Here is a 13379-nt window from a genome sequence, read left to right as displayed (position 1 = left end):
ATGCCCTGGAACTTGCCATCGACCATGATCGGCTCGATGAAGGAAGACAGCATGACCATCTTGTCACCGACCTTGTACGGCGCCGGGTCGATCACGCAGGGCTTGCGGGTTTCACGGGAGCACAGGTAGTACTCGCTGGAGCGGATGCCGGTGGACAGGACCTTCTGGTCTTCAAGGCTTGCGAGTTTTTCCAGGTTGAAGGTGCCATCCGGTTTGCGATACCACCAGGCCATGAAGCGGCCGTCCTTGGGGTCGACGCCGGTAATCGGCGCTTCGGCGTAGGCTGCGTCATTGTGATCCAGTGCGTTGGGTTCCCAGCCAATGTAGGAGCCCAGAATCTTCGGGTTGCGCACCACGGTTTCGTGCAGCACGTTGAGCAGTTGCTCGCGGGTGACTTTGAGTAGCGGCTCGCCCTTGGCGTCTTTCATCCCGATGACGGCGTTTGTGGTGGCAAGGCCGGCGGCCGTCTGCAGCGGCGCTTCGAGTTCACGCTGGATCTCGCTGGCCTGGGTGCGGGCGATGGCGGTCAGGCGTTCCTGGATGGCCTGTTCGAATTGCTCAGAGGTGCGGTGCTCTACCAGTTCCTGGGTGCGGGCGCCGGAAAACAACGAATAAATCACGAGGGCCGCAACGACGCTGAGGACGATGGCACCTGCCAGCGCGGCAACCGAAAACTGGATCGACTTGAACTTCATAGGGGCTCCGGACGTGGAATTACGCCTGAATGGGCTATCGCCCCGGCGGTGTTTTCCATGAGCCGCAATCCGACGAAATGGCCGTTTTCGATCGCTATTGGTCGTTATTGGATATGTGGCCCGAATGCCCGGATTCATTGGGCTTCGGCCGTCCAGAAAGAGAGACGGGCAGTGTTTCAATCCTGTTACGTTAGCGGCAGATTCTGATGTCTGTTTATATGGCAATCCGCTGCCATCTGGCACATGAGTGCCGTACCGCCTAGGATGGGCGCCATGTTTCCACGGAGATACAAAATGCGTCAGACCTTTGCTCTATGTGCGCTGAGTGCCGCGCTGCTGGTTGCAGGCTGCCAGTCCGTCAATACCACCAGCGGAGATTCGGTGGGCGTCGAGCGCAAGCAGTACATGTTCAGCATGCTGTCGACCGACCAGGTCAACCAGATGTATGCCCAGTCCTATCAACAGACGGTCAGCGAAGCCACCACCAAAGGCGTGCTCGACAACAGCAGTGCCGAGGCCAAGCGCGTGCAGAACGTTGCCAAGCGCCTGATCGCCCAGGCGCCGAAGCTGCGGCCTGATGCTGCCCAGTGGCAATGGGAAGTGAACCTGATCAAGAGCGACGAGCTGAACGCCAACTGCGGCCCGGGCGGCAAGATCATCGTTTACAGCGGGCTGATCGACACGCTCAAGCTGAGCGATGACGAACTGGCCGCGGTCATGGGGCATGAAATCGCCCACGCCTTGCGTGAGCACGGTCGTGAAGCGATGTCCAAGGCGTACGGTGTGCAGATGGCCAAGCAGGGCGCCGGGGCATTGCTGGGCCTGGGCCAGGACAGCCTGGCGCTGGCCGACACGGTGGTCAACTACAGCCTGACCTTGCCCAACAGCCGGGCCAACGAGAACGAAGCCGACCTGATCGGACTGGAACTGTCGGCGCGTGCCGGCTACAACCCCAATGCCGCGATCACCCTGTGGCAGAAGATGCAGGCCCAGGCCGGTGCTTCGCAGCCTGAGTTCATGAGCACTCACCCGGCTTCGACCAACCGGATCGCTTCGCTGCAGGCAGCGATTCCGAAAGTGATGCCGCTTTACGAGCAAGCGCCGAAGTCCTGATGAAAATCATTGGTTAACGCCGAACCCTGTAGCAGCACGGCTTGCCGGCGGGAGCGATTTCGAAACCGCTCCCGCCGGCAAGCCGGACTGCTACGGGAGAGTCGCAGGCTTAAACCCAGCCACTCACCTGCATCGCCTTGTACACCGCGACGATCGCCAGGATGAAGAACGCACCCGCAGCCAGGCGGCGAATCAGGGTCAGGGGCAGTTTTTCTGCCGCGAAGTTACCCGCCAGCACCACCGGAACGTTGGCCAGCAACATGCCCAGCGTTGTGCCCAGGATCACCAGCCACAGGTAGGAATACTGCGCCGCCAGCATCACGGTTGCGATCTGCGTCTTGTCACCGATTTCGGCGAGGAAGAACGCGATCAGCGTGGTCAGGAACGGGCCGAACTTGCGGCCGGTGTTGGCTTCATCGTCGTCCATCTTGTCCGGCACCAGCGTCCAGAGCGCCGTGGCGGTGAAGCTTGCGGCCAGGATCCAGTGCAGCATGGCGTCGGAGAAGAAACTGCCGAACCAGGCACCGACGGCACCGGCTGCGGCGTGGTTGGCCAGCGTGGCCGCGACAATACCAGCGATGATCGGCCAGGGCTTGCGAAAGCGGGCTGCGAGGATAAGCGCGAGGAGTTGGGTCTTGTCACCGATTTCTGCCAGTGCGACGACGGCGGTGGGGACCAACAGGGATTCCAGCATCAGGATTTTCCTAAGGGGCGGGTCGACACGGCTATGACACGTACAGCCTCCCCGCCCCGGGTCAGGATGTTCGTGTCATAGGTCTTGTCAAACCGCCGATCCGTCTATGCGGATCTGGGGTCGCACGCACCATGGTCTGAGGACCAAGTATGTTGATGCGCGCCATACGAGCAAGGGGCTCGCGGGAGACTACTCCCCTAGGACGGTGCGGATTCTGCCTACAGCTTTTGCATTCGGCAAGCGCTAATTTTCACCCACGTTTTGCACGGTAAATCCGGAAACCCTGTCCTTCTGCCAAGACGGCACATACGCCAAGATGTTGCTCGATGATCGGCTGGTAGCGCAGGAAACTGTTGGCGACCAGCCGCATTTCGCCACCTTTTTTCAGATGATCGCGGGCTTTTCGCAGCAGGGTTTCTGTTGCGGCGTAGTCGGTGTGAACGCCGGTATGGAAGGGCGGATTGGTCAGAATCGAATCCAGGTGTTTCGGCGCTGCGTCGATTCCGTCACCGGTAATGACCTCGCCTTCCAGGCCATTGGCGGCCAGGGTGAGGCGGCTGCTGGCGGTGGCGAAGGCATCCACGTCGAGCAGGGTCACTTGCATGCCTGGATTGCGGCGTTTGACCGCAGCGCCGAGCACACCAGCGCCACAACCGAAGTCCAGCAGGTGCCCGGTGGGCAGGTTGGCGATGTTCTCAAGCAACAGCGCCGAGCCGCGATCAAGGCGGCCGTGGCTGAACACGCCGGGCAGGCTGACGATTTTCAGTGGCTCGTCGTTCACATCGATTTCAAAGTGTTTGGCCAGGCTGTCCAGTTCGACTGCCTGTGGAGGGTTTTCCACGGTGACTTGCCAGAGCTGGCAGTGGCGGGCGCTGTCGAGTTTGCGGGCGCGGCCCAGGGGGCTCAGTTGGCGCGCAGCGGCTTCGATCCCGCCGCGTTTCTCGCCCACCAGGAACAATTCCTTGCCGGCCAGGCGGGAGGCGAGGGCGTTGATCAGGTAGTCGCTGAGGTCCCGCGCCTTGGGCAGGAACAGCACGGCGGCATCGAACGCTTCGGCAGGCGGTTCGGTGCCAAAGTGGGTGCGCGCGCCGAAGCGCGCGTCCAGCGCGGCGAAATCGCCGGCGTGCCAGCTCCAGCCCCGGGCATTGGGCAAGGTGCCGAGCAGATCGTCGGCAGGCAAGCCGGTCAGCAGCAAAGAGCCCTGAAACAGTTCGGCCTGACGGAGTAACACTTCACTGCGCGGGTCCATCTTCGGCTCCTGCAAAAAAACGCGGAGTTTAACAGGTGCGAGAGGCCCTGCGCGTGACGTGAAAAGGGTTGGGAACGCACCGACGCCATCGTCCGGATGCGGCCCAGACCAAGCTCACTCCTACAGGTTCGCACGTTCCCTGTAGGAGTGAGCTTGCTCGCGATTTTTTCAGGCTGCGCGGTGTTAGCTGACCACGCGGATGGGCTGGCCTGCGTAAAACGCCCGGGCGTTCTCGTTCACCTGGCCGACGATGCGCTGCCGGGCTTCCTGGCTGCCCCAGGCGCTGTGCGGGGTGATGATCAGGCGCGGGATGTCCCCTGACAGCAGCGGGTTGCCGTTGACCGGTGGCTCGACGGTCAGCACGTCCGTCGCGGCACCGCCCAGGTGACCATTACGCAGCGCATCGGCCAGCGCCTGCTCGTTGATCAGTCCGCCGCGAGCCGTGTTGACGATGAATGCCTTGGGCTTGAACAGGCTCAATTCATGGGCGCCGATCATGTCGCGGGTGTGTTCGTTGAGCGGGCAGTGCAGGGTCAAGGCATCGACCTGCGGCAGCAATTCGTGCAGCGGTACGCGGTCCGGGCGGGCAGGGCGGCCTGGAATCTGGCCCAGCAACACGCGCATGCCAAAGGCTTCGGCCAGTTTCGCCACCGCGCCGCCCAACTCGCCGTGACCCAGCAAGCCAAGGGTCTTGCCTTCCAGTTCGACGATGGGGAAATCCAGCAGGCAGAACTGTTTCGATTTCTGCCATTGGCCCTGGTGAATCGCTTGCTGATAGTCCGGCAGCCGGGTCGCCATCGCCAGCAGCAACATCAGCGTGTGTTGGGCTACAGACGGCGTGCCGTAGCCTTGGCAATTGCTCACCACCACGCCGTGTTTGCGCGCAGCATCGAGGTCAACGTTGTTGACTCCGGTGGCGGTGACCAGTACCAGCTTCAAGTCCGGACAGGCAGCGAACGCGGCGGCATCGATCAGGATCTTGTTGGAAATGGCCACTTGCGCGCCTTGCAGGCGCTCGATCACCTGATCCTGTGTAGTGCTGCTGTGCAGAACCAGTTCGCTGAAGGTTTCACGCCAGGGGGCGAGGTCCAGATCGCCGAGGTCCAGAGAGGTGTGATCCAGGAAAACTGCTCTGCTTTGACTCGACATCAGCTGTACCTTTTGCTCGAAGGATGGGAGGCGTAAGGTAACGAACATATCAGAGCCTGTCGTTCGCCAACATATCTGGAGCACCCGATGTACTGGACGGAATTCCTCACCGTTGCGCTGATTCACCTGCTCGCCGTCGCAAGCCCGGGTCCGGACTTCGCGGTGGTGGTGCGTGAAAGCGTGACCCATGGCCGCAAGGCCGGCACCTACACCGCCATGGGTGTGGGAACGGCGATTTTCCTGCACGTCGGCTATTCGCTGCTGGGCATCGGGCTGATCGTTTCGCAGTCGATCGTGCTGTTCAACGCCTTGAAATGGGCGGCGGCTGCCTACCTGTTGTACATCGGCTTCAAGGCCCTGCGCGCCAAGCCTGCCGGCGCGTCCGATGCTCCGGTGGACATCGCCAAGGGTGAGCGCACCGCCAAGGGCGCCTATGTCGCAGGCTTCGTCACCAACGGCCTGAACCCCAAGGCGACGCTGTTTTTCCTGTCGTTGTTCACTGTCGTCATCAACCCGCACACGCCGCTGCTGGTGCAGGCCGGTTACGGTGTTTACCTGGCCCTGGCGACCGGCATCTGGTTCTGCCTGGTGGCGCGTCTGTTCAGCCAGCCGCGCGTGCGCGCAGGCTTCGCCCGCATGGGCCACTGGTTCGACCGCGCCATGGGCGGCGTGCTGGTGGCGCTGGGGATCAAGCTGGCGTTTACGCAGGCGAATTGATTTGAATTAGCACCCCGTAGCAGCACGGCTTGCCGGCGGGGGCGTCGTGTCAGACACGCATCTGGCACTGACCCACCGCTCCCGCCGGCAGGCCGTGCTGCTACGAGACAGGCGCGAACTCTGTGTTCAGCGCTTCAACTCTTTCAACTGCTTCAACGCCCCCAGATACTCCCGGGGGCTTTCCCCCAGCAGCCGGCTGAACATCGCACTGAACGCCCGCGCGCTGCCGTAGCCCAGGTCGTTCGCCACCCGCTGCACACTCTCGCCGTCCAGTAACCGTGGCAGCGCCTCCATCAGCCGCACCTGCTGGCGCCAACTGTTGAAACTCAGCCCCAGTTCCTGACTGAACAACCTCGTCAGGGTGCGCGAGCTGGCGCCGACGTCCTGCGCCCAGTCCTCCAGCGTGTTGCCGTGATCCGGCTTCTGCAGCAGCGCCATGCAGATGTTCTGCAAGCGCCGGTCCCGGGGCATGGGAATGTGCAGCGGCAGATTCTCCAGGGTCGCGACTTCTTCGAGCATCAGCCGCTGGATCAAGGGATTGGCCGCGTGCTCATCACTCTGGGTAGCGCGCACGATCAACTCACGCAGCAAGGGCGTCACCGCCAGCACGCAGCAGTGGTTCAAACCCGGCGGGCAATGCTCGGCGGCGACGAACAGCGAGCGCATCAGGACCTCCCCGGACATGAAGATCTCATGCTCGACCCCCGGGGGAATCCACACCGCACGGCTGGGCGGGATCACCCACGCGCCACTGTCGGTCACCAGCCGCATCACGCCGCTGACGGCATACAACAGTTGCGCCTCGGCATGCAGGTGCCGGGGCTGGTGGGCGCCGTCGGGATAGTCCCTGGGGTGGGCGGTGACAGGGCTGTGGCTGAGCAGGCTGATCAACATGGCGGATTCGATGACTTATGTGTCCCAAATGCGGTTTGTCGCCAACTTAGCATGATCCTCCACAATCACTGCAAGCCCAGGATGCGCTGCCATGAGTCAGACCCGAGCCGCCAACTCACCCCAACGGGTGATCCATTTCATCAACGCCGCCCACGTCATCGATCACATGTTCATGCTGATCTTTCCCGCCGCCGTGCTGGGCATGACCCACGCCTTCGCGCTGGACTACGCGCAACTGATCGGCCTGTCACTGGGCGGCTTCATCGCCTTTGGTGCCTGTTCGCTACCGGCGGGCTGGCTGGGTGATCGCTGGAGCCGTCGGCACATGATGCTGGTGTTTTTCTTCGGCATCGGCGCGGCTTCGATTCTCACCGGGCTGAGTACCAGCACCACGATGCTGGCCGTCGGCATGACTCTGGTCGGTGTCTTCGCCGCCATTTATCACCCTGTCGGTACGGCCGTGCTGGTGGCCTATGCGCAGAATCGTGGGCGCGAGATTGGCGTGAATGGCATGTGGGGCAACCTGGGCGTGGCCTTTTCGGCATTGCTGACCGGCTTTCTGGTGGCGCAGTTCGGCTGGCGCTCGGCCTTTATCCTGCCTGGCGCGGTGGCCATGGTGATCGGGGTGCTGTTCGCCTGGCAGGTCAAGGACGAACCGATTCCGGCGCGCCCCCACGCCGCGCCCAAGGGCAGCTCGGGCCAGCGTATTTCCATGACCATGGTCTTTACCGTGCTGGCCATCGCCACGGCCACCGGCGGCGTGGTGTTCAACGCCACCACCATGACCTACCCGAAATTGTTTCAGGATCGCCTGCATGAGCTGTTCGCCTCGCCGCAAACCCTGGGCCTGGTCATCAGCCTGGCTTACGCCTTCGGCGCCGTTGCGCAACTGACCATCGGCCGTTTTCTCGACCGCTTCAGCCTCAAGTGGCCGTTCGTGATCCTGACCGTTGCCCAGGCGCCGTTTCTGTTCGCGATGGCTTACGTCGATAGCTGGCCGGTGATCGTGCTGGGCGCAGGCTTCATGTTCGTGGTGTTCGGCCAGGTCACGGTCAACGATGCGATGGTGGCCAACTTCGTGGCCCCGCAGTGGCAATCCCGGGTGTTCGCACTGCGTTACTTCCTGTCGTTCGGCGCCAGTGCCACGGCGATTCCGCTGATTGCCTTTGTCGAGCCGCGTCAGGGCCTGGCCGGGCTGTATGTGATCCTGGCCGGGTTCGCCGCGCTTACCTTCGCTGCAGCGCTGATTTTTCCTCGCACTCCGGCGCAAAGCCCCGTCGCAAAGCTCGCGTAGGGCCGTTTTGCCCTTTCAAATGGCGCAATGCCTGTATGGTCGCTCGTCACCCGAATCATCCCTTTGGCTGATTTGGCTGGCGAGCGAAGGCTCTAGAGTGCATATTTTCGGCTCCGCCAATGCATCTTGAAAAGGGATTCCTATGCTGCAGACACGCGTGATTCCGCCAGCTGATGGCGCGTACCAGTATCCTCTGTTGATCAAACGCTTGCTGATGTCGGGCAGCCGCTATGAAAAAACGCGGGAAATCGTCTACCGGGACCAATCACGCTATTCGTATCTGACGCTCAACGAGCGGATCTGCAGACTTGCGAATGTGCTGACCGAGGCGGGAGTGAAAGCGGGCGATACGGTGGCCGTCATGGACTGGGACAGCCATCGCTATCTGGAATGCATGTTTGCCATTCCCATGATCGGCGCAGTGATCCACACCATCAACGTGCGCCTGTCTCCCGAGCAGATCCTGTTCACCATGAACCACGCCGAAGACACCTTCGTGCTGGTCAACAGCGAGTTCGTGCCGCTGTACAACTGCTTCGCCGACAAGCTCACGACCGCCGAGAAGACGCTGCTCCTGACCGACACCCCCGACAAGACCGCCGAGCTGCCGAACCTGGTGGGGGAGTATGAAACCCTGCTGGCGGCCGCAAGCCCGACCTATCACTTCGAAGACTTCGACGAGAACTCGGTCGCGACCACCTTCTACACCACCGGCACCACGGGCAATCCCAAGGGCGTGTACTTCACCCATCGCCAGCTCGTGCTGCACACCATGGCCGTGGCGACGATCATGGGCAGCGTCGAGGGGCTGCTGGGCACCGACAAGGTCTACATGCCGATCACTCCGATGTTCCACGTCCACGCCTGGGGCGTCCCGTACGCCGCGACCATGCTGGGGGTGAAACAGGTCTATCCCGGCCGTTACGATCCTGAACTGCTGGTGCAGCTGTGGCGCGACGAGAAAGTCAGTTTCTCCCACTGCGTGCCAACCATCATGCAAATGGTGCTCAACGCCAAGTCGGCCAAGGACGTCGATTTCACCGGCTGGAACATCATCATCGGCGGCAGCTCGCTCAACCGCTCGCTCTATGAGGCGGCCAAGGCCAAGGGCATCCAGCTGACCGCGGCCTACGGCATGTCCGAAACCGGGCCGCTGGTCTCGGTGGCGCATTTGAACGACGAGTTGATGGCGGGCAGCGAAGACGAACGCACTACCTACCGCATCAAGGCCGGTGCGCCGGGGGTGCTGGTCGAGGCGGAAATCGTCGACGGCGAAGGCAACTTCCTGCCCCACGACGGCGAAACCCAGGGCGAGCTGGTGCTGCGTGCGCCATGGCTGACCGAGGGTTACTACCGTGAGCCCGAGAAAGGCGCCGAACTCTGGGCCGGCGGCTGGCTGCACACCGGCGACGTCGCGACGCTCGACAGCATGGGCGGCATCGATATCCGCGACCGCATCAAGGACGTGATCAAGACCGGCGGGGAGTGGGTGTCGTCACTGGAGCTGGAAGACCTGTGCAGCCGTCATCCCGGCGTGCGCGAAGTGGCGGTGGTCGGGATCGCCGATCCGCAGTGGGGCGAGCGGCCTTTCGCGCTGCTGGTCGCGCGGGAAGGGCATGCCATCGACGCCAAGGCCCTGAAGGAGCATCTCAAGCCTTTCGTGGAACAGGGGCACATTAACAAATGGGCGATTCCGAGCCAGATCGCCCTTGTTACCGAAATTCCCAAGACCAGCGTCGGCAAGCTCGACAAGAAGCGCATCCGCCTGGACATCCTCGAATGGCAGAGCACTAACAGCGCTTTCCTCTCCACCCTCTGACCTTCTGCACTTCACGCCCGTTGCCGCGATTTCGCTCGTGGCAATGTGTCGTGAACGTGTCTGGCTTGCGTCTTCCTTGCCATATTTCGAAATTCAGCCATCCTCCCTGTGCCGCACCCGTCGGCACGTCGAAATCGGCGTGCCAGACGCTCTGACGCTCAAATCACACTTTAGAGGGATCAAGCGCTAGCGCACGCTCGTTATAGTCGGCTTCAGGTCTGAACCGGAGAAAAACGCCACGTCGTTTCGCAGCTTCACATGGGCTGCCCGACACGCGTTGCCACTCAGCCACTGCGGATCGGTGAGCCTGGGTCGTTTCTGGAAGCACCCACTGCCATAAAAATAAAGCACATGGAGTAGCGTCGATGACATCTGCAAACCAGTTCTGGCGCCGGGCGAAACTGCCTCTGGCCGTCAGCCTCGCTTCAACGCTCGCCGGTCCTGCATTCGGCGTCAGTTTCAACATCGGGGAAATCGAAGGCAATTTCGACTCGTCGCTCTCCATCGGCGCCAGCTGGTCGACCGCCAAGCCCAACAAGGACCTGATCGGTGTCAACAACGGCGGCCGGGGCCTTTCCCAGACTTCCGACGACGGTCACCTGAACTTCAAGCGTGGGGAGACCTTCTCCAAGATCTTCAAGGGCGTGCACGACCTTGAGCTGAAATACGGTGACACCGGCGTGTTCATGCGCGGTAAATACTGGTACGACTTCGAACTCAAGGATGAAAACCGCGAGTTCAAGGACATCAGCGATTCGGGCCGCAAGGAGGGCGCCAAGTCGTCCGGCTTCGAACTGCTCGACGCATTCGTCTACCACAACTATTCCATTGCCGATGAGCCGGGTTCCGTGCGTTTCGGCAAGCAGGTGGTGAGCTGGGGTGAAAGTACCTTCATCGGCGGCGGCATCAACTCGATCAACCCCATCGACGTCTCCGCGTTTCGTCGTCCCGGCTCGGAAATCAAGGAAGGCCTGATTCCGGTCAACATGTTCTACCTGTCCCAGAGCCTGACCGAGAACCTGTCGGCCGAAGCCTTCTACCAGCTCGAATGGGACCAGACCGTTGTCGACAACTGCGGCACCTTCTTCTCCCAGCCTGACGTGATCGCCGACGGTTGCAGCAACAACCTGCGCGTGCTGAACAAGCGCTCGACCATCCCCGCTGCCGCCTTGCCAACCCTCACCGCGCTTGGCGTCGACGTGAACCAGGAAGGCGTGCTGGTGCGCCGTGGCCCGGACCGCGATGCCCGCGACAGCGGCCAGTTCGGCGTGGCGATGCACTACAACTTCGAACCGCTGGATACCGAATTCGGCGCGTACTTCATGAATTACCACAGCCGCAACCCGATCTTCAGTGCCCAGGGTGCCGCCGCTTCGGCGTACACCCGTCCACTGGGGCCACTGGCTGCGCTGCGTCCACTGATCGTGGCGGGCAGCTCCAACTACTTCGTCGAGTATCCGGAAGACATCCGCCTGTACGGCCTGAGCTTCTCCACCACCCTGCCTACCGGTACGGCCTGGAGCGGTGAACTGAGCTACCGTCCGAACGCGCCTGTGCAATTGAGCACCACCGACATCCTGTTTGCCGGTGTGACGCCGATCCCGGGCTTTGCCAACGCCTCTGTGCTGACCGGTACTCCGGGGCAGGACCTGCATGGTTACAACCGTAAGGAAGTTACCCAGTTCCAGACCACCTTCACCCACTTCTTCGACCAGATCATGGGCGCCAGCCGCCTGACCACCGTCGCTGAAGTCGGCGTGACCCACGTCGGTGGCCTGGAAAGCAAATCCGATGCGCGCTACGGCCGTGACCCGGTCTTCGGCCCTGGTTCGCTGCCCGGCAACTTCTGTAACGTGCTGAACAACTCGACCGCACAAGGCGGTGGCCTGCCAAATGCCGCCGGCCTGAACACCAACTGCAGCAACGATGGCTACACCACCGCGACCTCCTGGGGTTATCGCGCCCGTGCCATCTGGGACTACAACAACGTGTTCGCCGGGGTGAACCTCAAGCCGAGCGTGGCCTGGTCCCATGACGTCAAGGGTTACTCGCCAGGTCCTGGCGGCAACTTCGAGGAAGGTCGCAAGGCGGTCAGCCTGGGCGTGGAAGCGGAGTACCAGAACACCTACACCGCCAACCTTTCCTACACCAACTTCTTCGGCGGCGATTTCAGCACCGTGGATGACCGCGACTTCGTGGCCCTCAGCTTCGGCGTGAACTTCTAAGGACGATTTATGAACATGAAAATCACCAAGAGTCTGTTGCCTGTCGCCATGCTGGGCCTGTCATTGCTGGCCACCAGCGTGATGGCGGCAGTTTCTCCGGACGAGGCCGCCAAGCTGGGCACTACCCTGACCCCGATGGGCGCGGAAAAAGCCGGTAACGCCGACAATTCGATCCCGGCCTGGAGCCCGATGCCGACCAACGCCGGCGCGGTCGATGACAAGGGCTTCCTGGCCAACCCGTACGCCAACGAGAAACCGCTGTTCACCATCACCGCGCAGAACGTGGAGCAGTACAAGAACAAGCTGGCGCCCGGCCAATACGCGATGTTCAAGCGTTACCCGGACAGCTTCAAGATGCCGGTCTACCCCTCGCACCGTGGCGCCACTGTGCCGGCCGATGTGTTCGCCGCCATCAAGAAAAACGCCACCAGCACCAAGCTGGTCGCTGGCGGCAACGGTCTGGAAAACTTCGAAACCGCAGTGCCGTTCCCGATTCCCAAGGACGGCCTTGAGGTGATCTGGAACCACATCACCCGCTACCGTGGCGGCAGCGTGTCGCGCCTGGTGACCCAGGCCACGCCGCAGACCAACGGTTCGTTCAACCCGGTGTATTTCCACGATGAGTTCGTGTTCCGCGACAAGATGAAGGATTTCGATCCGAAGAACCCGGGCAACATCCTGTTCTACTTCAAGCAGGAAGTGACCGCGCCTGCGCGTCTGGCCGGTTCCGTGCTGCTGGTTCACGAAACCCTCGACCAGGTCAAGGAACCACGCGCGGCGTGGGTCTACAACGCCGGGCAACGTCGCGTACGTCGCGCACCGCAAGTGTCCTACGACGGCCCGGGTACCGCAGCCGACGGCCTGCGCACCTCCGACAACCTGGACATGTTCAACGGCGCACCGGATCGCTATGACTGGAAACTGATCGGCAAACAGGAAATGTACATCGCCTCCGACAGCTACAAGCTCGACGATCCAAAGCTCAAGTACGCCGACATCATCAAGGCCGGCCACATCAACCAGGACCTGGCGCGCTATGAGCTGCGTCGCGTCTGGCACGTGACCGCGACCCTCAAGGACGGCCAGCGCCACATCTACGCCAAGCGTGACTTCTTCATCGACGAAGACACCTGGCAGGCAGCGGTGATCGATCACTACGATGGTCGTGGCCAACTGTGGCGCGTGGCCGAGGCCCATGCCGAGAACTACTACGACAAGCAAGTGCCGTGGTACGCCCTGGAAGCGCTGTATGACCTGCAATCGGGCCGCTACCTGGCGCTGGGCATGAAGAACGAAGAGAAGAAGGCCTACGACTTCGGTTTCACGGCTTCCATCAGTGACTTCCAGCCCAACGCCCTGCGCCAGGAAGGGGTGCGTTGATCTGAGCTGAATTGGCGCAGAGCTGCCTTGTTGATCACAGCTGCAAAGCACCGTTGTCCTGCGCCGCCTTACCCTATGGTTGAACCCCATAGCCGCAAGAAGAAAACGCCCCGATTCGTCGGGGTGTTTTTTTGTAGCAGTCCGGCTTGC

The 13379-nt window shown here is 61.9% G+C and carries 10 protein-coding genes and 1 riboswitch; of the genes, 6 read left to right on the top strand and 4 right to left on the bottom strand.

The window, feature by feature from the left end; genetic code table 11:
* The first annotated feature begins 989 nt into the window (after nt 1-989).
* On the top strand, nt 990-1808 hold the full coding sequence (locus tag NPS29_RS11620) for a M48 family metallopeptidase (protein ID WP_274132683.1): 819 nt from the start codon (nt 990-992) through the stop codon (nt 1806-1808).
* Between the two features lie 109 nt (nt 1809-1917).
* Here the strand turns inward: NPS29_RS11620 and NPS29_RS11615 are convergent, their stop codons facing one another.
* From NPS29_RS11615 to NPS29_RS11605, 3 genes are all read right to left on the bottom strand, one after another.
* Nucleotides 1918-2502 carry a TMEM165/GDT1 family protein gene (locus tag NPS29_RS11615; RefSeq protein WP_274132682.1) on the bottom strand — a complete coding sequence of 195 codons (585 nt, stop codon included), beginning with the start codon at nt 2500-2502 and terminating at the stop codon, nt 1918-1920.
* 89 nt (nt 2503-2591) lie between these two features.
* A riboswitch (yybP-ykoY riboswitch) is annotated at nt 2592-2712 on the bottom strand.
* 40 nt (nt 2713-2752) lie between these two features.
* Nucleotides 2753-3751 (bottom strand): class I SAM-dependent methyltransferase, encoded by a 999-nt coding sequence (locus NPS29_RS11610; protein WP_274132681.1) that lies wholly within the window; start codon nt 3749-3751, stop codon nt 2753-2755.
* Between the two features lie 183 nt (nt 3752-3934).
* Entirely contained in the window at nt 3935-4900 is a 966-nt protein-coding gene (locus tag NPS29_RS11605; protein WP_274132680.1) for a 2-hydroxyacid dehydrogenase, read from the bottom strand.
* An 87-nt stretch (nt 4901-4987) separates the two neighbouring features.
* Here NPS29_RS11605 and NPS29_RS11600 point away from each other — a divergent pair, with 87 nt between their 5' ends.
* On the top strand, nt 4988-5617 hold the full coding sequence (locus NPS29_RS11600) for a LysE family translocator (protein ID WP_274132679.1): 630 nt from the start codon (nt 4988-4990) through the stop codon (nt 5615-5617).
* Between the two features lie 126 nt (nt 5618-5743).
* On the opposite strand, the gene NPS29_RS11595 is transcribed toward NPS29_RS11600, so the two are convergent.
* A complete protein-coding gene (locus NPS29_RS11595; RefSeq protein WP_274132678.1) occupies nt 5744-6511 on the bottom strand; it encodes an AraC family transcriptional regulator in 768 nt (255 codons plus the stop codon).
* Nucleotides 6512-6602: 91 nt separating this feature from the next.
* Between NPS29_RS11595 and NPS29_RS11590 the strand changes: the two genes are divergently transcribed.
* The 4 genes from NPS29_RS11590 to NPS29_RS11575 all read left to right on the top strand — a co-directional run bounded on the left by NPS29_RS11590 (nt 6603) and on the right by NPS29_RS11575 (nt 13229).
* On the top strand, nt 6603-7805 hold the full coding sequence (locus tag NPS29_RS11590; RefSeq protein WP_274132677.1) for an MFS transporter: 1203 nt from the start codon (nt 6603-6605) through the stop codon (nt 7803-7805).
* 142 nt (nt 7806-7947) lie between these two features.
* The gene (locus tag NPS29_RS11585) at nt 7948-9624 is read left to right on the top strand and encodes a fatty acid--CoA ligase (RefSeq protein WP_274132676.1); all 1677 of its coding nucleotides are present in this window, start codon (nt 7948-7950) and stop codon (nt 9622-9624) included.
* A gap of 365 nt (nt 9625-9989) precedes the next feature.
* Nucleotides 9990-11849 carry a DUF1302 domain-containing protein gene (locus NPS29_RS11580; protein WP_274132675.1) on the top strand — a complete coding sequence of 620 codons (1860 nt, stop codon included), beginning with the start codon at nt 9990-9992 and terminating at the stop codon, nt 11847-11849.
* A gap of 15 nt (nt 11850-11864) precedes the next feature.
* Complete coding sequence (locus tag NPS29_RS11575) at nt 11865-13229, top strand: DUF1329 domain-containing protein (RefSeq protein WP_274132789.1); 1365 nt, start codon at nt 11865-11867, stop codon at nt 13227-13229.
* Nucleotides 13230-13379: the final 150 nt, after the last annotated feature.

Origin of the sequence: Pseudomonas putida (assembly GCF_028682175.1) — a bacterium.
GTDB classification, from domain to species: Bacteria; Pseudomonadota; Gammaproteobacteria; order Pseudomonadales; family Pseudomonadaceae; genus Aquipseudomonas; species Aquipseudomonas putida_AD.
Note: the sequence above shows the minus strand (reverse complement) of the source record. Positions and strands in the feature narration are given on the sequence as shown.